Source organism: Brachybacterium timonense, from assembly GCF_900258505.1.
Lineage (GTDB): Bacteria > Actinomycetota > Actinomycetes > Actinomycetales > Dermabacteraceae > Brachybacterium > Brachybacterium timonense.
Window position 1 is genome coordinate 433,188 of sequence record NZ_LT984895.1, and the last position, 20,643, is coordinate 453,830.

The 20,643-nt window shown below is 65.9% G+C and carries 20 protein-coding genes and 3 pseudogenes; 12 read left to right on the forward strand and 11 right to left on the reverse strand.

The window, feature by feature from the left end; all coding sequences use genetic code 11:
* Nucleotides 1-112 precede the first annotated feature (112 nt).
* From C8271_RS01855 to C8271_RS01875, 5 genes are read left to right on the forward strand one after another with little or no spacing between them, the layout of a single operon-like run.
* Entirely contained in the window at nt 113-997 is an 885-nt protein-coding gene (locus C8271_RS01855) for a class I SAM-dependent methyltransferase (RefSeq protein ID WP_212591313.1), read from the forward strand.
* Nucleotides 998-1,000: 3 nt separating this feature from the next.
* Nucleotides 1,001-2,560 (forward strand): ABC transporter substrate-binding protein, encoded by a 1,560-nt coding sequence (locus C8271_RS01860; RefSeq protein WP_106505878.1) that lies wholly within the window; start codon nt 1,001-1,003, stop codon nt 2,558-2,560.
* Nucleotides 2,557-3,471, forward strand: coding sequence for an ABC transporter permease (locus tag C8271_RS01865; RefSeq protein WP_106505879.1), 915 nt, complete (start codon nt 2,557-2,559; stop codon nt 3,469-3,471). Before C8271_RS01860 ends, C8271_RS01865 begins: the two co-directional genes overlap by 4 nt.
* Complete coding sequence (locus tag C8271_RS01870) at nt 3,468-5,759, forward strand: ATP-binding cassette domain-containing protein (RefSeq protein WP_106505880.1); 2,292 nt, start codon at nt 3,468-3,470, stop codon at nt 5,757-5,759. Before C8271_RS01865 ends, C8271_RS01870 begins: the two co-directional genes overlap by 4 nt.
* A complete protein-coding gene (locus C8271_RS01875; RefSeq protein ID WP_106505881.1) occupies nt 5,746-6,432 on the forward strand; it encodes a metal-dependent transcriptional regulator in 687 nt (228 codons plus the stop codon). Before C8271_RS01870 ends, C8271_RS01875 begins: the two co-directional genes overlap by 14 nt.
* Here C8271_RS01875 and C8271_RS01880 read toward each other — a convergent pair.
* Nucleotides 6,429-7,352 (reverse strand): NAD-dependent epimerase/dehydratase family protein, encoded by a 924-nt coding sequence (locus C8271_RS01880; RefSeq protein WP_106505882.1) that lies wholly within the window; start codon nt 7,350-7,352, stop codon nt 6,429-6,431. The two genes, C8271_RS01875 and C8271_RS01880, sit on opposite strands and share 4 nt — an antisense overlap.
* A gap of 150 nt (nt 7,353-7,502) precedes the next feature.
* Between C8271_RS01880 and C8271_RS01885 the strand changes: the two genes are divergently transcribed.
* Nucleotides 7,503-8,225, forward strand: a complete 723-nt coding sequence (locus C8271_RS01885; protein ID WP_106505883.1) for a TetR/AcrR family transcriptional regulator — start codon at nt 7,503-7,505, stop codon at nt 8,223-8,225.
* A 2-nt stretch (nt 8,226-8,227) separates the two neighbouring features.
* A complete protein-coding gene (locus C8271_RS01890; RefSeq protein ID WP_106505884.1) occupies nt 8,228-8,755 on the forward strand; it encodes a GNAT family N-acetyltransferase in 528 nt (175 codons plus the stop codon).
* Nucleotides 8,756-9,124: 369 nt separating this feature from the next.
* Here the strand turns inward: C8271_RS01890 and C8271_RS01895 are convergent.
* Nucleotides 9,125-9,625, reverse strand: a pseudogene (locus tag C8271_RS01895) (transposase); the annotation flags it as partial.
* Nucleotides 9,626-9,809: 184 nt separating this feature from the next.
* Here C8271_RS01895 and C8271_RS01900 point away from each other — a divergent pair.
* Together C8271_RS01900 and C8271_RS01905 are read left to right on the forward strand one after the other, a co-directional pair.
* Complete coding sequence (locus C8271_RS01900) at nt 9,810-10,298, forward strand: EXLDI protein (protein WP_106505885.1); 489 nt, start codon at nt 9,810-9,812, stop codon at nt 10,296-10,298.
* A gap of 26 nt (nt 10,299-10,324) precedes the next feature.
* Entirely contained in the window at nt 10,325-11,560 is a 1,236-nt protein-coding gene (locus C8271_RS01905; protein ID WP_106505886.1) for an MFS transporter, read from the forward strand.
* Here the strand turns inward: C8271_RS01905 and C8271_RS01910 are convergent.
* The 4 genes from C8271_RS01910 to C8271_RS01925 all read right to left on the reverse strand — a co-directional run bounded on the left by C8271_RS01910 (nt 11,557) and on the right by C8271_RS01925 (nt 15,291).
* Nucleotides 11,557-12,681 carry a glycosyltransferase family 4 protein gene (locus C8271_RS01910; RefSeq protein ID WP_106505887.1) on the reverse strand — a complete coding sequence of 375 codons (1,125 nt, stop codon included), beginning with the start codon at nt 12,679-12,681 and terminating at the stop codon, nt 11,557-11,559. The two genes, C8271_RS01905 and C8271_RS01910, sit on opposite strands and share 4 nt — an antisense overlap.
* A 6-nt stretch (nt 12,682-12,687) precedes the next feature.
* Nucleotides 12,688-14,013, reverse strand: coding sequence for a glycosyltransferase family 4 protein (locus tag C8271_RS01915; protein WP_170957765.1), 1,326 nt, complete (start codon nt 14,011-14,013; stop codon nt 12,688-12,690).
* Between the two features lie 110 nt (nt 14,014-14,123).
* On the reverse strand, nt 14,124-14,735 hold the full coding sequence (locus C8271_RS01920) for a hypothetical protein (protein ID WP_106505889.1): 612 nt from the start codon (nt 14,733-14,735) through the stop codon (nt 14,124-14,126).
* Nucleotide 14,736: 1 nt separating this feature from the next.
* Nucleotides 14,737-15,291 carry a hypothetical protein gene (locus tag C8271_RS01925; RefSeq protein WP_138774503.1) on the reverse strand — a complete coding sequence of 185 codons (555 nt, stop codon included), beginning with the start codon at nt 15,289-15,291 and terminating at the stop codon, nt 14,737-14,739.
* Nucleotides 15,292-15,502: 211 nt separating this feature from the next.
* Between C8271_RS01925 and C8271_RS14410 the strand changes: the two are divergent.
* Nucleotides 15,503-15,733: pseudogene (locus tag C8271_RS14410) on the forward strand (transposase); the annotation flags it as partial.
* 87 nt (nt 15,734-15,820) lie between these two features.
* Here C8271_RS14410 and C8271_RS14055 read toward each other — a convergent pair.
* Both C8271_RS14055 and C8271_RS01940 read right to left on the reverse strand, forming a co-directional pair.
* Nucleotides 15,821-16,057: pseudogene (locus C8271_RS14055) on the reverse strand (transposase); the annotation flags it as partial.
* Between the two features lie 68 nt (nt 16,058-16,125).
* A complete protein-coding gene (locus C8271_RS01940; protein ID WP_106507802.1) occupies nt 16,126-16,365 on the reverse strand; it encodes a type II toxin-antitoxin system Phd/YefM family antitoxin in 240 nt (79 codons plus the stop codon).
* Nucleotides 16,366-16,561: 196 nt separating this feature from the next.
* Here C8271_RS01940 and C8271_RS01945 point away from each other — a divergent pair, with 196 nt between their 5' ends.
* Together C8271_RS01945 and C8271_RS01950 are read left to right on the forward strand one after the other, a co-directional pair.
* Nucleotides 16,562-16,756: a CsbD family protein gene (locus C8271_RS01945; RefSeq protein ID WP_106505891.1), complete on the forward strand. Its 195-nt coding sequence runs from the start codon at nt 16,562-16,564 to the stop codon at nt 16,754-16,756.
* Between the two features lie 62 nt (nt 16,757-16,818).
* Complete coding sequence (locus tag C8271_RS01950; RefSeq protein WP_106505892.1) at nt 16,819-17,457, forward strand: DUF421 domain-containing protein; 639 nt, start codon at nt 16,819-16,821, stop codon at nt 17,455-17,457.
* A gap of 14 nt (nt 17,458-17,471) precedes the next feature.
* Here the strand turns inward: C8271_RS01950 and C8271_RS01955 are convergent, their stop codons facing one another.
* The 3 genes from C8271_RS01955 to C8271_RS01965 all read right to left on the reverse strand — a co-directional run bounded on the left by C8271_RS01955 (nt 17,472) and on the right by C8271_RS01965 (nt 20,257).
* Nucleotides 17,472-18,200 (reverse strand): HNH endonuclease family protein, encoded by a 729-nt coding sequence (locus C8271_RS01955; RefSeq protein ID WP_106505893.1) that lies wholly within the window; start codon nt 18,198-18,200, stop codon nt 17,472-17,474.
* Nucleotides 18,201-18,379: 179 nt separating this feature from the next.
* A complete protein-coding gene (locus C8271_RS01960) occupies nt 18,380-19,303 on the reverse strand; it encodes a hypothetical protein (RefSeq protein ID WP_106505894.1) in 924 nt (307 codons plus the stop codon).
* Nucleotides 19,304-19,411: 108 nt separating this feature from the next.
* On the reverse strand, nt 19,412-20,257 hold the full coding sequence (locus tag C8271_RS01965; protein ID WP_106505895.1) for a hypothetical protein: 846 nt from the start codon (nt 20,255-20,257) through the stop codon (nt 19,412-19,414).
* Nucleotides 20,258-20,643 lie beyond the last annotated feature (386 nt).

Consider the following 20,643-nt stretch of genomic DNA (forward strand, 5'->3'; position numbering starts at 1 on the left):
CCTCATTTACGCATGAACGAAGTTGCGTAAATGAGGGGCATCGGCTTAGGTTTGCCTAACCTTAGTAGGGACGGGTCTGGTGGACCCGTCAAGCGATCGAGTCCGGAGCGCCATGACCCCCTCGCCGAACGACCCCACGCCACAACACCCCACGCCGCTCACCGTCGGCCCCGCCGGCCTGCCGCCGATCCCTCCCCGGATCGCCCGCCGCTGGCGCGCTCGGTGGGATGCGCAGCAGCAGCGGTACCTGCCGCGGCGCACGGAACGCTTCGAGGTGATCACTGATGCACTCACCCTCGACATCAAGCGTCCCGATCCGTTGATCGTCGACCTCGGCGTCGGCCCCGGGTCCCTCGCCCTGCACCTGCTCGATCGGATCCCCGGGGTGCGGATCATCGGCGTCGACGCTGATCCGTTCCTGCTCGGGCTGGCCGACGCCGCTCGTGAGGAGGCAGGGCTCGCGCCGGACCGGCTGCGGCTGGTCCAGGCCGACCTCCGGGCCCCGGACGTGCTCGACCGCCCCGAGCTTCCCGAACCCGTCCACGCCTGGGTCTCCACCACCGCCCTGCACTGGATGCAGCACCCTGACCTGCAGCGGCTTCTGCGGTCCCTCGGCGCGTACACCGCGCCGGGCGGGCTCGTCCTCGACGGCGACCACATCTACCACGAGTCCAAGCAGGCCCTGTTCGACGCCTTCACCATCCGCCTCGCGGGCCTGGACGCCGAACGCTGCGGCGTGCACGAGAACGAGGACTGGCAGCAGTGGTGGGAGGCCGTGGCCGAGGTCCCCGAGTTCGCCGCCCACCTGGCCGCTCGCGACGGCGTGCTCGAGGACCGCCACGGCGAGCACGGCCCTGCGCGTCTGCACCACTACGAGCAGGCGCTGCGCGAGGCGGGCTTCGCCGATGTCGGCACCATCTGGCAGTACGGAGACGACCGGGTGCTCGCCGCCCGACGCTTCGGCGCCGCCCCGTCGGCCCCCGGATCGAGGGGCTGACCGATGCGCGCACGAGCCGACCTCGCTCTCACGAGGCGCACCCTGCTGGGCGGCACCGCCCTCGCCTCCTTCAGTGCGCTGAGCTCCTGCGGCCGTTCTGCACGGGACCGTGAGCGCTCCGCCGCCTCCGACGGGCCCGTCCAGCGCGGCGGCGTCCTGCGCGTGGGCGCCATCGGAGACCGCTCCAAGCTCATGCAGGACCCGCACGGCCTGCTCGGCAACGACTCCGACTTCCTCATCATGTCGCTGGCCTTCGACCCCCTGACGATCCCCGGTGAGGACACCAATGTGCAGCCACGCCAGGCCGCATCCTGGACCACCCCGGACGGTGGGAAGACCTGGGTGTTCTCCCTCCAGGAGAAGGCGGCCTTCTGGGACGGAACCCCGGTGACGGCCGACGACCTCGTCTTCTCGCTGCAGCGTCTGCGCAAGGACCCGGCCAATGCCTTCAAGGTCCCGGTGCCTGTCGAGGGCATCACCGCGCTGGACCGGCACACCGTGCAGCTGGTCGGTGAGGCGCCCAACGCCGACCTGCCGCTGCTCCTGCGCATGATGACGTTCACGGTCAAGGCCAAGGCCGCCTCCGAGGGCGAGTTCATCGGGTCCGGGCCGTTCCGCCTGGTCTCCTCCTCGCAGGGCAACGCCAGACTCGAACGCAATGAGCACTGGTGGGGACCGACGCCGCCGCTGGATGCCATCGAGGTGGTCCTGTTCACCACGACGGACGCGATGGGGCGGGCGCTCATGGCCGGACAGATCGATCTGGCCTCCAACGCCGGGGCCCTTGTCGCTCGCACCGTGAAGGGCCGGGAGGATATCCTCGAGCTGCGCCGTCCCGACGATCTGGCTCTGCCGATCATCATGCGCGTGGCCGACGGACCGTTCGCCGATCCCCGTGTGCGCACCGCCATGAAGCTGATCGCCGACCGCGAGGCCCTGGTGTCCCGGGCGCTCAGCGGATACGGCGCGGTCGCCAACGATGTGCTGGGCACCGCCGACCCGTTGTACGACGCCGCTGCGATCCCGCAGCGTGTCCAGGATCTGACCCGGGCCCGCGCCCTGCTCCGGGAGGCGGGCTTCGACACCTCCCGTACCTACACCCTGCACACCCTGGACCGGGCGTACGGGCAGGTCTCGTCGGCGCAGGTCTTCGCGGAGCAGGCCGCCGAGGCCGGGGTGAGGATCCAGGTGCAGGTCGAGGACACCCAGACCTTCTACGACACCGTGTGGTGCAAGGAGGACCTCTACAACTTCTCCTGGGGCACCAACGACTCGGTGAGCTTCTACGCCCAGAAGGTGCTTTCCTCGGCGTCCTCCACCAATGAGACCGGATGGGCGAACCCACGATTCGAGGAGGCCTACGCCCGCTACGAGAAGGACACTGCTCCCCAGCAGCGCGCGCACTGGTCCCAGGCGATGCAGAAGGAGATCCACGAGGACTCCGGGTATCTGCTGTGGGGGGTGGCCGACGGAGTCGACCTGCACCACCGGTCCGTGCATGGCCTGCCACGACGGCCCGGATACGGCCGGGTCTACCTCGAGCAGGTCTGGATCCAGCGGTGATTCGCGCAGCACTGCGCCGCCTGGCCATGGTGATCCTCCTCGGCGCGGGGCTGTTCCTGCTGGTCGCAGCCCTGCCGGGGGAGCGCCTGCGCGCCCAGCTGGGGCCCGACGCCTCCGCGGAGGAGCTCGCCCGGGCCGCGCACGAGCGCGGACTGGACAGGCCCCTGCTCGAGCAGCTCGTGCGCTGGGCGGCCGACGTGGCCACCGGCGACTGGGGACGCACCCTCCAGGGGACGCCGATCCGCCCCCTGATCCTGGGGGTGCTCCCCTCCACGCTGCTGCTGGCGGGGGTGACCCTCATCCTCGGCACCACCATCGCCTGGGCGCTGGCGTGCCTGGCGCACCAGCGGCCTCGGTCTCTGCCGGCCCGGGCGCTCGGGCCGCTGACCGCGCTGACCATCGCGATCCCCGAATTCGTCCACGCCACGGTGCTGGTGGCGATCTTCGGGGTGACGCTGGGGTGGCTGCCGACGGGATGGACAGGCTCCTCCGATCCGCTCGTCTACGTGCTGCCGGTGGCGGTGCTGTCGCTGCATGCGGCGCTGTGGAACGCCACGGTGGCGCGTGCCGCACTGGATCATGCCGCGCAGGCCCCGCACGTTCAGGCGGCGAGACTGAACGGCGAGACGCTCTCCCATGTGCTCGTCTCCCATGTGCTGCCGGCCGCGATGCCGACGATGGTCGCCTCGGTGGTCTCGACCCTGGGTGTGCTCGTCTCGGGGGCCGTCGTGGTCGAGACGGTGTTCAACCTGCCCGGGCTCGGCGCGGTTCTGACCAGCGCGATCGCAGCGCGTGACGCGCCCGTGGTCAGCACGGTCGCGGTCGTGGCGGCGGTGCCGCTGGCGGTGCTGCTCACCGGGTCGGATGTGCTCGCCGCCAGGGCGGGCCGGGCGGCAGGAGTGCAGGCATGAGCATGACGATGATCCCGCCGGGGACGGAGCACGTGCGCGTCGCGCAGTCCTCGAACGCGGTTCCGGGGCCGTCCCTCACGACGGGCCGAGGGCCGCGACGGTGGGGAGAGGCCCTCGCCGCGGTCGTGCTCGCGATCGTGCTCCTCGGTTCCCTGGTGCCGCGCGGGTGGCTGCCGCAGGGGTCAGACGGAGCCGGTGGTCTGCCCTTCGATGCGCCATCGGCAACGCACCTGCTCGGCACCGACATCACCGGCCGTGACGTGCTCGCCCAGACGGTGACCGGAGGCGGCCTGGTCGTCCTGATCGCAGCGGCGGTCAGCGGTGCTGTCGTCGGACTCTGCGCGGTGCTCGCCGCCGCGGCGACGCTGTCGGCCCGGGTCCGATCCGTCGTCCGCTTCGGGGTGGAGACGATGCTGCTCGTCCCGTCACTGCTGCTGCTGGTGACCGTGATGGTCTCGCTGTCCTCCTGGGGCGTGGGCGCGGTTCTACTGGCCTGCATCCTCGCGGGGGTCCCGTACTGCGCCCAGGTGCTGCTGGCCGCGGCCGTGCCCCTGTCCCGTGCAGGCTTCGTGCAGGTGGCCCTGGCCAGCGGCGATACCCGTTGGCAGGTCGCGGTGCGGGAGGTCATCCCGGCGCTCGGATCCGAGCTCGCGGCGCAGCTGCGGCTGCGCTTCCTCGAGGCAGTGCTCGTCCTGAGCACTGCGGTGTTCCTCGGCGTCTCCACCCCGCTGGCGGCGGACAGCTGGGCGGCGATGATCCGTCAGAACGCGCCGGGGCTGGCTCTGAACCCGTGGGCGGTGCTGGCCCCGGCCCTCTGCCTCGCCGCTGTGGGGGCTGCCATCGCCGCGACCGTTGGGCGGCGCACCGCGGGCGGGGACGCCCCGGACGCAGAGGCCTCCGATCCTGTGCACCGGTCCTGCGCGCCCTGGGCCTTCCCGGAGCCGGCCCCCGGTCGGGTGCTGATCCTGCGCGGGCCGTCAGGCAGCGGCAAGACCACGGCGCTGCATGCCCTGGCCGGTGAGGACCCGGTAGGGGGGCTCCAGCATCTGCGCGACCTGGTCGTGCTGGGTGAGCAGCCCCAGAGGCTCTCCCCGGCCGCGCTGCACCGTTGGCGGCGCCGGACCGTCTCCTACCTGGCGCAGGATGCCGCCGCCAGTCTCCACCCAGGGCTCACCGCCGCGCAGATCCTCCAGGAGGCCAGCGCTGCCACACCGGATGGACCCCGCCGGCCGGCCGCGCGCACCCCCGGCGAGCTGCTGGAGGCATTGGGCGTGGCAGAACTGGCGACAGCACGTGCCGGGACGATGTCCGGCGGTCAGGCGCGACGGGTGGGTCTCGCCGCCGCGGTGGCCCGTCAACGACCGCTGCTGCTGCTCGATGAGCCGCTGTCCGGTCTCGACCGGCTCAACCGCCGGCGGGTCAAGGAGCTCATCGCCGAGCAGGCCCGCGCCGGCGCCGCGGTCGTCATGACCGATCATCACGCCGATGCGCTCGAGGACTGGGGAGATGCAGCCGTCGAGGAGCTGACGGTCGGTGCGGACTGTCCGTACCGGGCGTCTGACTCGTATCGTGCATCTGACGACGGTCAGCCCTGCTCCGAGCGGACATCGCAGCGCGCTCGGTCCTGCTGCGAGCAGCCACCGCAGCGCGCACAGCCCTGCTGCGGGGCTGCGGAGCCCGTGCTGGCGCTGGCCGGACTGGTGGTCGGCCATCCGCATGGCCCGAGCATCGACTCCCCGGATGTCGTGCTGCAGCCGGGCGAGGGGGTGGTCCTCGTCGGACGCTCAGGAGCGGGGAAGACGACGCTCCTGCATGCGCTCGCCGGCATCGCTGAGCGCCGGGCGGGCACTGTGACCGGGCGGGCGGTTGATCAGCGACGCGCCCTGCAGCTGGTCCCGCAGGATCCTCGCAGCACACTGCATCCTGCGCGGAGCGTACGGCGCCAGATCGAGCAGGCTCTGCGCCGTGCCGGAGTACCTCGCGGGCAGCGTGCGCAGCGAGCTGAGGAGCTGCTGGCGAGCGTCGGGCTGGAGGCGGAGCTGCTGTGCCGTCGGCCCCACCGGCTCTCCGGCGGGCAGCGGCAACGGGTGGCGGTCGCGCGGGCGCTGGCGGCGCAGCCCGAGGTGCTGCTCGCGGACGAGATCACAGCACATCTCGATGCGGCGACGGCAGGGCAGATCGTGGTGATGCTCGGACGGCTCCAGGAACAGACCGGCCTGGCGGTGCTGTGCGCGAGCCACGACGTGGACGTGTGGAGACCTTTAGGCTGGAGGCATGCCCCGCTCTGACCTGACCACCAGCGCCGAGAATTACCTCAAAGCCATCTGGAGCCTGTCCGAATGGTCCGATGAACCGGTCACGGTCTCGCGTATCGCCGAGCACACGGGGCTGCGGCTCTCCTCCGTGTCGGACGGTATCCGCCGCCTGGTCGCCAAGGAGCTGCTCCACCATGCCCCCTACGGGTCGATCGAACTCACCGACACCGGGCGCGCCCACGCGCTCGACGTGGTGCGGCGACACCGGCTGCTGGAGACCTTCCTGGTCAGCACCCTCGGCTACACCTGGGATGAGGTGCACGATGAGGCGGAGGACCTCGAGCATGCTGTCTCAGATCGGCTCATCGACCGGATTGACGCGTTGCTGGGGCGTCCCGAGCGGGACCCGCACGGGGACCCGATCCCGTCGGCCGATGGGACGATCCGGCTGCCGGACGCCCGCCCACTGAGCGCCGACGGCGTGGCCGGGCGGGTCGTCGTGGAACGGATCTCCGATCGCGACCCCGAACTGCTCAAGCACCTCGCGGAGTACGGGATCACCGTGGGCACCGAGCTCGAGGTCACGCCCGGCGCGCCGTTCTCCGACTCCCTGGTGGTGGTTCCCCGCTGCGACTGCCATGACGAACCGATCAGTCTGGGCCGGGCCGCGGCCGATGCCCTGTTCGTCTCGAGCGTCGACGGCTAGGCGTCGACGCGGGCGACCATCGCCCGCAGCGCGTCCTCCCAGGGCGTCGGGCTGAGCTCGCCCTCGAGCATGAGCCGACCGGGCTGAAGCACGCAGGGCTCGCGCCAGAGGTACTGCTGTCGGTCCAGTTCGCGCAGCATCGGATGGAACGGTCGGGCCAGACGCAGAGCTGCGCGGGGCACTGTGGCGGTGCGAGCGGGGCGGCAGAGGATCTGCGCAGTGTCCTCGGCGAGCTCGCGCAGGCTGCGTGGGGCTGCGGTGGGGCAGTGGAGGACTGCGTCGCCGGCGGGTGCGAGTCGGTCCGCATGGAGCGCGCAGTGGATCATCGCACGACTCAGATCGGGGATCGACGTCCAGCTGTGCGGGGCATCCGGTGCTCCGAGCAGCCAGGCCCTTCGCCCTGCGGCGAGCGGCCCGACGACCGTGAGGGCTGCGACGGAGCCGGCGCCGGCGCTCGGACCGATGAGATCCGACCCGACCACGCTGAGCGTGGCGGCGGGGTGCGCCGCGCGCGCCCGGAGGAGATCGGCGCGGACCTCGCCCAGCGGGCTGATCGGTGCGGGCGGCGCGCCTTCGTGCAGGTCGTGAGCATGGGTGCCGAATGCGTACATCGACTCGGGGAAGATGACGGGGATGCTGTACCGCACGGCGACATCCATCACCGCCTGCTCGCGGGGCGGCAGATCGCGTGCCCAGACCCGCGAGTCATACGGCGCATGCATGCAGTGGAAGATCGCGGCGGCGCCTTCTGCGGCGGGAGCCCATGCGGCAACGTCGATCACGTCGGCGGCGATGGTGCGGATCGAGGTAGCCGACGCGGTAGTCGAACGGCGCACGACGGTGACGTCATGGCCTGCTCGGACCAGGTCGCCAGCAAGCTGGGTGCCGATCTGGCCAGCACCGATGATCAGGTAATGCATTGTTCCTCCAGGTATCCATGTACGCCCATCTCGAAAGGGAGAGCAGTGCTCACAATTCATGTGATGACCGTAGCGGGACTACGGAAGGGAAGCAAGAGCGGTGCTCTCGATGTGTTTCGGGCGTGCGCGGAGCTGCGCCATACTGGAGATGTGACCGCACGCCGCAGCCGCGCTGAGAACCGCGCCGAGATGGAGGCTCGCATCCTCCAGCTCGGCCGAGAGCATCTGGCGCGTCATGGAGCCGCGGCTCTCTCCCTGCGTGCGATCGCTCGCGATCTGGGTGTGGCCAGCTCAGCCGTCTATCGCTACGTCGACAGCCGCGACGCCCTGCTCACGCTGTTACTCGTGGATGCGTACACGAGCCTCGCGGACGCCGTCGACCACGCGGTGGTGCAGGAGGACGCCCCGTCGGACGAGGCGGGCCTGATCGAGGGCGCCCCACTGGAGCGCCTCGCCCTGGCCATGCGTGACTGGGCCATCGCCCATCCGGCGCAGTGGGGCCTCGTCTACGGAGCCCCCGTGCCCGGCTACCGAGCACCCGCCGAGCGCACCACCGGTCCCGGCACCCGCGTCATGCGGCGTCTGCTGGAGGTGATCGCCGCGGACCCCTCTGCGGAGGCTGCAGCCTCCAGCGCCCAGAATCCTGACGTGCGTCCCGCCGAATATGAGGCATTCCTTGCCGCCAGTGCTGAGGAACTCGGCGTGGAGGCAACGCCCGTGCAGGCGGCCGCAGCAGTGCGCGCCTGGAGCGCGATCGTCGGCACCATCAGCATGGAGCTGCACGGCCAGCTCGGTCCCGAACCGGCCGCCTCGCCAGCCCTCGGCCGCGCCATCCTGCTCGACGCCGTCGCCGCGCTGACGCCGGAGCGGTGAACATGCCCGGGCCCATCCTCACCATCAGCCCGCTGCGCCAGGCCGATGCCGCCGTGCTCGGTCCCTTGCACGTGCAGCTCTGGCATGCCGCCTACACCGGCCTGCTCTCGCAGGCACGACTGGACGGCATCGACCCCGAGCACCGTACTCGCGCATGGGAACAGTACGGGCAGCAGCATGAGGCGAACGGCCGCACTGTCGACGGATCGGTGGTCCAGGTCGCCCGCAACGCGAACGGCACGCCGATCGGCTGGGCCGCCGTCGGCCCTCCCCGCGATGCAGACGCACCGAGCGAGACCGAACTGTGGTCGCTGTACGTCGCGCAGGAGCACTGGGGCAGTGGCGTCGCGCATACCCTGATCACCACCGTATTGGGCGAGCGGCCCGCCTACCTGTATGTGCTGCAGGGCAATGAGCGGGCGATCAGGTTCTACCGGCGGCACGGCTTCACGCTCGACGGCGCCACGAAACTGCTCGACCCCGACGACGGGCCCCGCGGTGGTATCGAACTGCGCATGGTGCGGGGCTGAGCGCGAGGAGTGCGCCTCGGCTGCGTGTGCCCTCCCAAGGGTTGAGCAGGCGCGCTCCCGTCTCCAGTTCCATGATGGTGATCGTGGAGAGGAAGAAGGAGCGCCTCGGGTATGCCGCTGCCCAGGAGTGCACTGTGGGGGAGATGGCCGAGGGCGGTTTACAGAGCTCGCTGATCACATTCGTCTCGAGCAGGAACCTCATAGGTCAATCTCGCGAGGGAGTGTCCCTATGTTTCGAGTCAAGCCGCGAGTGCGGCTGGGACGGGGGTTGGGGGGCTGGTAGTAGGTGCCGTCCCTGGGAGGTAGGCGACCGAACAGCCCACGTCCCTGGCGACGGGACTGCCGCACCGTTAGGTGACAGTTGGGGTGTTAGGCCGCGAGGCTCACGGCTGGGTTCATGATGGTCTCGTATTCGATGGGGGTCAATCGGCCCAGGCGGGCCTGTCGACGGCGGCGGTGATAGGTCCGTTCGATCCAGGTGGGGGCACCTCCCGCTTGCGGGGGAATGATCGCGATCCGGAGCTCGTCGCGGGTTCGCCACCTCTTGCGGTCCAGGACGTTCTTCTGGAGCAGGGCGAAGAAGGACTCCATCGCGGCGTTGTCGCCGGCGGCGCCGACCCGGCCCATCGATCCGACGAGGTGATGGCGGTTCAATGCGTGGACGAGTTGTCGTGATCTGAACTGGCCCCCGCGGTCCGAATGCACGATGCAGCCGGCCGTGTCCCCACGTCGAGATGCCGCGCTGTCCAGGGCGTTCACTGCGAGACGAGCCTTCATCCGGTCGCTGATGGAGTAGCCGACGACCCGTCCGGAGAATGCGTCCTTGATGGCGCAGAGGTAGAGCTTGCCCTCGTCGGTCCAGTGCTCGGTGGGGATACCTCCCGCTGGCGATAGCTCAGCAGGAGGGGTCGACCGCATGGCCGACCCCTCCGCTCGCGGCAGGTCGCTTCAATCGACTCGGGATCAACCCTCCGGCGAGCTGGGCGCAGCAGCAACACCGCTCGCGAACCACAGCTTGGTTGCACTCATATATACATATATGTAGAGTTGGCCCATGAACAAGATGATCTACGTCGCCGACCGAGATGCCTACATCTTCGACCGAGCCCAGGAGCTCAGCCAGACGAGCCTGTCCTCCACCGTCGTCCAGGCCCTTCGGCTGTATATCGAGCGCGAAGACGCCAAAAGCGCAGACCTGAAAGAGATCCGGCTTCGCATGTACAAGAATGGCAGCTTCCAAGTGAATCGCTTCTACGGTCGGCGGCTCATGCGTTATCGGTACAACCACACTCCGACCGAGTTGTGCGAATTATCCGTCTACATCACAGCAAAAGGCCGCTACGCTGCGTACCGCCGACTCGAGCCCGACTGGAGCACTGACAACACCGCCCAAGGCCCGGGTCACGAGGTCACCTATGAAATCACCTCGACGCTAGACACCTACAACACCCTCGACACACTCGCCGAATCCCTTCCGGAAGCTGCTGCACAGCGACTCCGTGACGTTGTCGCCATGGACGCCGTCGTCGATCTCGATATCTAAACCGTCGCAACACCGACGCGCACCTCATGACGACCAATAGCAACGCCGAGAACTCAAACAGACGCCCACGCCTACTCGACCGTCGTGGCTTTCCGCTGCTTTGGGTTGGATCCGCAACCTCAAGCCTGGGAGACCGAGTCTATGAAGTAGGACTCATGTGGTTTGTCCTCCAGCAGACTGGCTCCGTTCTACAAACGGGTGCCGTGCCCGCATTCAGCCTGATTGGACGAAGCACCTTGGGGCTACTCGGTGGCGCTCTCGCCGACAGACTTCCACGCAAACACATCCTCATCGTCGCAGATATTGCCCGTGGATGCATTGTCGCCTTGACCGCTATTCTCGCAATGCAGGGCGATGTGCCGATGTCTTACATATACGCATCGGCATTCCTGCTCAGCGCATTCAGTATGCTGTACGATCCAGCATCAGTCGCCGCCCTACCGGACATCGTCGGTGAACACAATCTCGTTCGTGCGAACGCTTACTTATCCACTACTTCCCGGCTCGTACAGATTCTAGGCCGAGCCGCCGGCGGGGTCGCCATTGCAGCTTTTGGAGAAGCCTCAGCCATGGCCGCCAACGCTATAAGCTTCTTTGTGTCCGCACTAATGGTTCTATTGGTGACCTTCCCGCCGCCTGACTATATTTCTGGCGGACCGTTGTCGATCCGCACCCTCGTCGCGGATACCGTCTCGGGCCTGAAATATTTCCTTGTCAACAGGGCATTGCTAGCAGTCGTCCTAGTCGCACTGTTCGCGAACTTCAGTGGAGGACTTACGGCCGGCTTGATACCAGCATTTGCCGAAATGCACTTATCTGGCGGAGTCGCCCTATATAGCGCCTTGCTAGCAGCCCTCTCAATCGGCGAGTTCATAGGAATGCTCGTGATGGGCGCGCTAGGAGCGCGCCTTCCGCTAAGGAGAAGCCTGTCCTTCTCGATACTCGCTAGCGGATTAATATATCTCGCCCTCTCAATAAATGTCGCTCCCGGTGGTGCGCTTTTCCTCTTTGGTATACAAGGAATTGCGTTGGCAATAAGCAACCTCCCCATCCGCACGCTCCTTCAGACCACCGCTTCGACGGAAATGCGCGGACGGGTATTCGCCGCGTTCATTGCGGCGGTCAACGCACTCTCCCCGGCCGCCACGGCGATCGGCGCCGTTTTAGCAGCATGGCTAGGAATACCGGCCGTCCTCGCGATCTCCGGGGTGCTCCTCATGGCCTCTGGAGCCGTAGCTCTTCGAATAATCTCCGAACGCTAGATACCGCGACCACTGGCCGCTGCTTCAAGGGCATTCGCCGTCCTCATGCCTACGTCATACCATGAATACTTTGCAACAATCTCGCGACCCCGCTCAACCCGGCCCTTCACTGCCCCCGTCGAGTCGCCAGATATGGACAACACCTTCCGCGCAAGATCATGGGGACTTTGCGGGTCACAAAACAGTGCTCCGTCTTCAAGGATTTCACGAAAGACTGGAATGTCAGACACAATAACAGGCGTTCCAACAGACATTGCCTCGACAGGGGGGAGACCGAATCCCTCTAGAAGCGACGGATACACGAGGCACTCGGCAGCCGAATATACTGCGGGCATCAGGTCACGCGCGCAGTATCCCGTGAACTGAAGGCGCTCCTCGAGAGGGGTGCCTTCTGCGATCTTCCGCAGTGTCGGGTCATCTTGTCCAACAATGACTAAGCCTAACTCCTCTACTTGCTCGCAGACCAACACCATTGCACGAAGAACGGTTTCAATATTCTTACGACGCGTCAGCCCTCCCACATGTAGAACAAACGGGTGAGACCAGCCGAGCAGTTCGGCTACTACATTGCGCGAATAAGGAACGTCGACATCTCCGAGGGGTAAAGACGGAGCTAGATGAGTCACCGATATGGCGGCCTCAGGCACGCCCCAGAGATTGCCAATCTCCCACTTAGTAAACCCGGACGGACAAAGTATCTGAGTAGCATCTCTTGCACACCGCCGCGCCCAAAACGAGTAGTAGGCTTCGTTTTCTGGCGGGTTCAGCCCTGAGTGCTCAAACGCAAGGTCGTGTACCGTTACCACCTTTGGACCTCGCCACTCTATAGGCGCCATGAAGGCGGGCCCTAGGTAGACGTCGGGATCGAGCGATACAGCATGTCGTTGCATCACACTTTGATGCCACACACTGCGCGAGTCCAAACTCTCTGCGGTGAAGAATGGAAATGGTTCGATATGCACATTGACGTTAGCTCTGTTGGTAATATCTGGCCGAGGCCCGGGTGCAACTACATCCACTGTGAACCCTGCCTGACCCAGGCCGAGGATTACTTCGACAGAGTAAGCGCCAATCCCCCCGCACTCATAAGACGCAAAGGCCCCATCAACAAGAACATCCATTGCAGATTATTCGACGGAGGCCTTGGCTAGCTTGCGGAATGAACTTGCCATCTTAAGTGGGCTACCGGCAGACCCGCCCTCGAGATCACTACTGTCGCACTCGTCGCGAGCCTCGAGCATTATGTCTACCACACGCACTGCAGTGCTGCGTACATCGAACTTCTGCTCGGCAACTAGTCGAGCCTCACGCCCAAGTCGACCACGCAACTCTGGGTTGCGAACAAGCGTGACAAGCTTGGCCGCCCGGTCATCGTATTGAATTGCTACATTGGCTGACGTCCGCGCCGTAGTATTAAACCCCACATTGGTGAGATAGGCGAGCTCATCAGCTGGCGTCGGGTCGTTGAATACGATGTCAATTTCTAGCCCGGTAACTCCGTCCTCGACAACATCAAGGTACCCTCCCCACCCAGAGCACAAAACCGCGCATTCTCTCTGCATGGCTTCCACAATCGACAAGCCGAACATCTCAGAGACTGTCTGCGATGGAGAGAGGAAAATGTCGCTCGCGTCGAGTAGCATTTCTTTGTGCGAGTCAGTAATATTGGGCATCACGCGGAGAGTCCCGTCCGGAAGTTGTCTACCAACCTCTATCACCCGACGCTCGGCGGCCTCACTCGCGGCTCCCGCAAAGACGACTGTAAAATCACATGATTTACGGGCCTTTGCCAGCGCATCCATGGTTCGTTCAAATTCAATCTTGTCACCATCGACCATTCGGCCGACAAACGTCACCAAGGTCCCCTCGATGGGGAGATCGAGGTTACGCTTCGCTTCTGTCTTATGTGTGCGCGAAGACACCGGTCCCACCCCGTATGGGATCACTTCTACTCTTGGCGCAGCTTCCGATCGATCCCGACCAAGATAGTTGCAAACCTGGTCCAACTGCTCCTCGAGAAGCGCGGCGGCCCGTGGTCCGGGTGCGACTATCACGTCATAGGGCCGTGCGCCTACCGACACGCACGTCATTAGTGGCACTAGTTGTTCCGGATATCCAAGGCTGTGTAGCATAGTGACAATCGGGAAGTTGTGTCCGACCGTGTCCCTTATAATCGCGGATCGCCACCAATAGTGACGACCTGGCTCGAACCAGGCCGCGTCGGCTCCAGAGGCCCAATGGGCCACATCGCTGTGCGGGAGGGACGAGATGCCCTCGCTATTGATTGGGTTGTCGCCAATCACGCGAAACGCGTTGATACGACTATCGTTCGACACAAGTTCTGCCGTCGTCTTCGCCATGACAAGGCGTCCATTGTAGGCAGGACCGATTGGAGTGTCGCGGAACTGGAAGGGAAGCAGGTCTTCAAGAAGGTACGAAGCGATATCGAGCAAGATTGTTTTGTCTTTCTCCGTAGATGAAGGAAGCCCCCTCGGTGCACGCATCTAGGCGTGCAACCGAAGGGGACCATACAACTCTCGTCTCATGAACGAGATCCCTCGTGTCAGCTGTCGGCGCTAGTCATGTCGAGGGCATTCATGATCGCAATCGACTGTCCGACCTGCATAGTCTCGTGCAGGACAGTTTGGAGCTTCCAGAACTCCTTCGGGATCAGGGACGGAGAGACTTCGACGGTGAAGTCGTCATGAACTAGGCCTTGCAGTCCATCGAGGACCTCACCCAGTTCTTTCACACGAGGAAGGAACTCATTGAGGTAGGCCCCCTTGGGATCCGCCGACCCGGCGTTATACGCAGATACGACACCCCAGATGTGTTCCGATCCGGATGGCAGTGATCGACTCTCCACGCACTCGGCGAGAAGAGCGGCAAAGTCATACTCCTCAAGCCAGTTCCTGTAGCGCTCCGCCATGTCGGCTTCGACAACGAGACTGGCTACCCGGTTGTAGTGCGTGCTTGCAGTGTCCAGGTGGGATATTGCGATATCGAGCTGATTACTGATCTCGTTTCGCGACCCGTCCTCAACGGCAGAGAGGGCAAGCATTGACGCTGAAGCCGCCCTGAAGAGCGCGGCGGAGCCGAGCTCGATTTCGCGATTTTTCAGGGCCTCGGTGGCAGGATTCTCGAACTCTAGGAATCCGTTGCAAATCTGAGACATCTTAGACGAGCACCCCTTCGGCGTCGGTATCGGTACTAGCAGGGGAAAGCAGGCTGCCGTCGCTGAAGTCATCCCTCTGGAAGAGGGCGGCTGCAGCCTGTCCGTACATCAACGTCTCGGTCATCGGCGTGGTGATCTTCCACAGGAGACGAGAGTCCTCGACAAGTCCGTCCTCCGTCCTATGAGAAAGAACGGACTCGACTGCGCGGGAGCATTCGATCAGGCCAGCTAGGAACTGCTCGAGAATGCCTGACGGGTCTTCGGCTTGCTCGAGCACGCGCTCCCACGCGTCCTGCTTGAGCATGCCAGTTTCCACATAGCCCACGTCCGCCGCCTTTGGGTCGGAGGGGGATGTCACTCGAGTAGCGGTTACCTTCTTCGACTCATCGACCGCAGCCCGATACGAGTCAATAGCGGCGCTAAGGTGTGCCGCAACAATATCGAGACGCTCGATATCGATGCTGGGACCCCGAAGTTCGGCAACCGCCGTCCTCGTCATGATCTCTGCAAAAGCCGATGCGAAGTGGGCTGATCCGAGGGCGATCTTCTTCTCCACGCTCAACCCATATAGTGGGGAACCCTCTGTGAGTCGGAAAATGGAATTGCATGCTTGCGTCACGGCAAACTCCTCTTCAATGAGGTGGTAGGCGACTGAACTGCGAATCCTTTTCCGACGCTACCGGTGGCTTCGACGGAGTGTCAAGAGGTACTGCCGCATGGATAGGTGACATCTGATCTGGCTTGCCCGCAGGGCGGGCTGGAAGGATGTGCACCATGCCCGCTCCCTACTCCAGGAGTTCCGCGACGACGTCGTGCGGGTGGCCCGGTCCCGTGAGGACGGCGTCACCATCGCACAGATCGCGAATGACTTCGGGATCCACGAGATGACGCTGTATACGTGGATCCGTCAAGCCGACATCGACGACGGCAACCGTCCCGGCACGTCTCGGGAGGAGTCGACCGAGCTGCGGGAGGCCCGCAAGCAGATCCGTCTGCTTCAGCAGGAGAACGAGGTCCTGCGCCGCGCCGCTGCTTACCTGTCTCAGGCGCACCTGCCGGGAAAAGGACGCTTCTATGCCTCCGTGTCAAGCCATCCGAGTCCGAGGTTCTCGGAACAGAGACCTGCAGACGTAGCGCTTGAGGCACCGTCGAATCTCGCGCTTGGAGAGCCCTTCGGCACGCCGGCGCTCAACGTATTCGCAGGTGACGGGGTCGTAGTTCATCCGCGTGCGGACGACGACATCGACGGCACGGTTGAGTTGCCGGTCGCCCGAGCGGGAGAGTCGGTGGCGACTGGTGTTGCCCGAGGAGGCCGGCAACGGGTGTTGCCACCCGGACCATTGATGGCAGGGCAAAAGAGCCATGCCCGGCCGAGCGACCAGACCCCCGGCTATCGGAGATGCTCACAAGGTAACGGGTCGGTGAGTCGAGGCGGTTCGAAGTCGATGTCCTCGTTCATGGAAATGACGTCGGTCAGAGGGCGGTCGTCGGTGAGCGCCTCGTAGTCCTGAGGGGTGAGCAGGACGAAGGCGGCCCGTCCGCGGTCGGTGATCGTCACGGGACCGGCTTGTGCAGCGCGCTTGGCGGCGCTCACGTCTCGATTGAAATCGCGTGCGCTGATCGTGGTCACCTGCACTCCTCTCCATAGGAGGTACGTGCCTACGTCAGAGGCTGCTTCGTGGGCAGACCAGGGCAACGTGCCCGCTGCTGAACCGCTCGGTCGACCCACATCCCTCCGGCTGAGTGCGTCCCAGGTCACAGCTCGCTAGGCTCGAAGCAGTGCGCCCGGCGACCGTCGGGCGGTCATTGACCGAAAGAAGACACTCATGAACCTCGGCGACAAGATCAAGAACAAGGCCCAGGAATTCTCCGGGAAGGCCAAGGAGGCCCTCGGCGACGCCACCGACGACCACTCCCTCGAGGCAGAGGGCACGGCGGATCGCGCTGAGGCCGGCACGAAGCAGGCGGGCGAGCACGTCAAGGACGCCGTGAAGGACATCAAGGACGGCTTCTCGAAGTGAGTCGTCGCTGACAAGAATGTCAGCCCCGGCGCATCGGCCGGAGGATGCGGGATGATCGAGCCATGCATCCTCCGGCCGACGTCCATCCCCTCTGGTTCCAGATCGGCATCTCCTGGTGGGGTGCTCTCGGCGTCGTCATCGCCACCGTCGTGCTCTACCTGGTGTACACGGGGTTGATGCGGCTGCTCGGGCCGCGCCTCATGGCCGCCCCGTCGGCCCTCAGCTTCACCCTGGTCGCCCTGTTCGGCGCTATCGCCGCCCGCGCCATGATGGGCAACAGCCCGACCCTGCTCGGCGCCCTGATCGCCATCGGCACCCTGCTGTGCATGGAAGTCATGATGGGCAGGATCAGTGACGCCGTCGGACGATTCCGCCGGCATCACGGCCCGAGGCCCGTCGTCGTCATGGTCAGCGGTCAGGTCATCGAGGCGAACCTGCGCAAACGTCACCTCACCGGCGGGCACCTCATGGACATGCTGCGCCGGGCCGGGATCCACCGCCTCGTCGACGTGGAGCTCGCCATCCTCGAGAACCGCGGCACCCTCACCATCGTGCGTGCCGGTGATCAGGTCGACGACGCCTTGCTCGCCGGCATCGAAGGGGAGCAGCTCATCCCGGCTTCCCTGTTGCGTCATGGCCGACGGTCAGGCGGCGACCATCGACCCGGCGGCGCAGCGTCATCAGACGCAGAACAGGGCTGACCGGCCCGGCAGCGTCAGCGGCACTGCTCCGCCAGAGCGGTGAGAGTCTCGTGGTCGGCGGGCGAGATCGACAGGTCGTACGTGGCGGCGACCTCCACCCAGGAGGCGCCGTACTGGCAGGCCACCGCCTCATTCGTCGGCTCCCACTCAGAGATGGTCTGATCAGACTTCGAGCGGTTCGCCCCGGCATCCACGGCCAGCAGCACGAGCGGATCGTTCGCGTACTGCAGGCGCTTCGCGTCGGTCCACTCTGAGGCTCCGGCCTCCCAAGCCGCCCCGAGCGGGATCATGTGGTCGATGTCGATCTGGCTTCCGCCCTTGGAGCGCTCGAAGTCAATGACCTCGCCGGTGTAAGGATCCTTCAGGGTTCCGCTGAGCAGTGTGCAGCCATCCGCATCCAGCTCATCGCGGGACAGGTCGCGCTGGAGAATGTCATTGCGGGTGTCGCACCCGTTGTTGTCCACGTCCTCCCAGGCCGGGCCGAAGGCATCCCGGTCATAGGCGCGCTGTGCGCCCGGTTCACGAACCTCGAGGGTTGCCAGTTGCGCCGTGTCAATGACACTCGGTGTTGAGGCCGACCACGAGCCGCTGGGGGAGCGGGGATCAGCGGCCGACGCCGGGGCAACCACCCCGAGCAGCATCACCAGCAGCAGCGCCACTAGGGCCGAGGCCCGGCGTGACAGCGGCACGGTGACCTCGTGCCAGCGGAAGACGGTCAGGGGGCGGGAAATACAGACACGCATGGGGAGATCCTGAGGTCGAGCGGCACGGCCGCGAGTAACCTAACCGGCCCGTGACCAGCGGGGAAGATGATGCCGCAAGGTCTGAACGAAGGTGCCGTGCCCCGTCGGCCAGACACCCAGGTCGCCACATCATGCCCGCACGAAAGTGCTACCCGTGCCGCCGCCGTGCGGCGTCGGACTCAGACCAGATCCTGTGCCGATGTCGCGCGTTGCTGCGCCGCGCTCACCCGATCGTGCAGATCAAGCACCAGCTGCTCTGCCTCACTGACCTGGCCAGGGCGATGCTCCCGCAGAGCACACACCTGGGTGCCTGCCGCCACCCCTTCGTAGGTGGTCACCCAACGCTGCACGCGCTGCTGCTCCTGGTCGGAGGCTGCAGGCCAGGAGATTCTTGGCGTTTCCACGCCACGTAGGCGCCACGGCTTCGCGGTCAACCGTGCTCGATAGGTGCCCTGGTTCCGGCACAGCCGCGCGTACAGGGGATCCACAGCCATCGCGGTGAAGAGCTCGGACGTGGCGTCTTCGCGCGGCTGCAGATCGCTGCCGCAGATCACCACGCGCAACCCCGCGCGGGTGCGATAAATGCGCACGTCCCACTGCGGGTGCGGTGCCACTGCCGTGAGGACCCGCTCGATTGCTGCAGCCTCGGCCGGGTCCGTTGCGGGCGCCGCAGCAGGTTCCGGCTGCGGCGCTGGGCGCCCCAGTAGACGGTCCATGAAGGAACGCTTGGGGGAGGCGCCGCGCTGGGCCGACGGTTCGTCGGGCAGATCCACGTCGGCGATGAACACGGCATCGGTGACCAGGCAGCGCGCCCCGTAACGGTTGCGCGTCACCTCCGCAAGCAAGGTCCCGTCGGCCGCCCGCACCTGGTCCAGCACCTGCTCCCGCACCGGCATATCCGGGTAGTAGGCCTCGCTGGCACGGATCTCGCCTGAGCGCCACCGCTGAACGAGCCGGGTCAGACGCTCCTGTGCCCGGGTGCGTGCCTGCGCCGGGTCGTCCTGCGACCAGCCCCAGGCCGTGAGGTCAGCAGCGCGTCCCCCAGGACCTTGCGCGGGGAGAGACGTGCGTTCGTACGCCCAATGCGTCGGTGTTGGCTCCATCGAGACGTCCTTTCCCTCACCTCAGCTGCTTCAGGAGGACTGCTTCCTTCGGGCGGAGCCGATGCTCCGCTGCCGACAGGATTCACTCCACAGGTTCACTCCACGCGGTCAGTCCATGACGCGATCGAGGACCTCGCCGAGCAGCTCAGCGAACGTGTCGAAGCAGTCCTCATCATCGTCGAGGTCGAGGTCCGCTTCCACGATCGACCAGCACTCATCGCGCGCATCGTAGATGAGCACCTCGTCCGCGAGCGTGCCCACGAGCAGCACGTCATCGGGCGCGTCCTTCTGCTGGATCACCATGTCCCCTGCGCCGTACACCGTCAGCTCGTCGACCTCGATGCCGTCACGTTGCGTCAGAAACGCCAGGTAGTCGGCGGGCATCGGCGCCTCTGCCAGGTCCAGGAATGCCTCGGCGGCGCCCTCGGTGTCATAGGGGGCGTCGGACTGTGGTGACTCATCCTCGTCGAGCTCCGCCAGACGCTCCGGCAGACGCCCCGAGGGAAGGTCGTGGGCGGAGCTGGAGGCGGCGCGCGATGCGGCGGCGGCAAAGCCCGGCACGTAGTGGGCCAGCGCCTCATGCAGCAGCGCGAGGTCACTGGGGTAGGTCTCCTCGATGACCGAGCCGATCGGATCGAAGCGGCACCACACGCGCTCGGTGGTGTGCCAGCCGTACCCGTGCGACGCGGAGCCGATCAGGGCGATGAGCGGCGTGTAATAGTCCAACGGCTCGGTGATCGCATCGATCGGACCCTCATCGTCCACGCCGTACAGAGTGGCACCGGGCAGATCCAGGCCATTGGTGCGCCCCAGCAGGGCGCGGTAGGCCTGAGCTGGAGGCAGATCCAGGTTGCCCAGCACGGAGGCGATCTTCGCCGGGTCGGCGCCCGGGGCCTCATCGACCAGGGGCAGAAGAGTCTCGATCAGGGCGTCGGCGGTGGTCGCAGCGGTCATGTGCCTATCGTCTGCGACCGGGGCCCCGGCGGCAAGAGCACCGGCTCCGGTGTGACACGCACGAATAAGGGGTGTGGTTGTCGCACTCAGCGGGGGTGTGGACGTAGCACTATCGGACTGATTTTCGGTGTCGGCTGTGAGCCCAGGTGCCGCGTGCCCCGTCGGCGGCCCGTGCTTCCGTGCCGGTGACAGCGCCGTGCGCGGCCTCAAGCGCCCGCAGCACCGACGGGGTCCTTTCGGACGAGGGGAGAACTGCCCATTGAATTCCTCACCTCGGGCACGACAGCGTCGAGGTGCGGGCCGACCCCGGCCCCCGGGCGGAACCGGCGCCCGTGCTGCACCACGGCAGCAGCACTGTGCCGGCGCGTCCGGCCCCGATCCTCGAG

Bases quoted from the DNA above. Each gene is read 5' to 3' on its own strand.
- C8271_RS01855 (WP_212591313.1), top strand. From the start codon at position 113: ATGACCCCCTCGCCGAACGACCCCACGCCACAACACCCCACGCCGCTC.
- C8271_RS01860 (WP_106505878.1), top strand. From the start codon at position 1,001: ATGCGCGCACGAGCCGACCTCGCTCTCACGAGGCGCACCCTGCTGGGC.
- C8271_RS01870 (WP_106505880.1), top strand. From the start codon at position 3,468: ATGAGCATGACGATGATCCCGCCGGGGACGGAGCACGTGCGCGTCGCG.
- C8271_RS01875 (WP_106505881.1), top strand. From the start codon at position 5,746: ATGCCCCGCTCTGACCTGACCACCAGCGCCGAGAATTACCTCAAAGCC.
- C8271_RS01880 (WP_106505882.1), bottom strand. From the start codon at position 7,352: ATGCATTACCTGATCATCGGTGCTGGCCAGATCGGCACCCAGCTTGCT.
- C8271_RS01890 (WP_106505884.1), top strand. From the start codon at position 8,228: ATGCCCGGGCCCATCCTCACCATCAGCCCGCTGCGCCAGGCCGATGCC.
- C8271_RS01900 (WP_106505885.1), top strand. From the start codon at position 9,810: ATGAACAAGATGATCTACGTCGCCGACCGAGATGCCTACATCTTCGAC.
- C8271_RS01905 (WP_106505886.1), top strand. From the start codon at position 10,325: ATGACGACCAATAGCAACGCCGAGAACTCAAACAGACGCCCACGCCTA.
- C8271_RS01910 (WP_106505887.1), bottom strand. From the start codon at position 12,681: ATGGATGTTCTTGTTGATGGGGCCTTTGCGTCTTATGAGTGCGGGGGG.
- C8271_RS01920 (WP_106505889.1), bottom strand. From the start codon at position 14,735: ATGTCTCAGATTTGCAACGGATTCCTAGAGTTCGAGAATCCTGCCACC.
- C8271_RS01945 (WP_106505891.1), top strand. From the start codon at position 16,562: ATGAACCTCGGCGACAAGATCAAGAACAAGGCCCAGGAATTCTCCGGG.
- C8271_RS01950 (WP_106505892.1), top strand. From the start codon at position 16,819: ATGCATCCTCCGGCCGACGTCCATCCCCTCTGGTTCCAGATCGGCATC.
- C8271_RS01955 (WP_106505893.1), bottom strand. From the start codon at position 18,200: ATGCGTGTCTGTATTTCCCGCCCCCTGACCGTCTTCCGCTGGCACGAG.
- C8271_RS01960 (WP_106505894.1), bottom strand. From the start codon at position 19,303: ATGGAGCCAACACCGACGCATTGGGCGTACGAACGCACGTCTCTCCCC.
- C8271_RS01965 (WP_106505895.1), bottom strand. From the start codon at position 20,257: ATGACCGCTGCGACCACCGCCGACGCCCTGATCGAGACTCTTCTGCCC.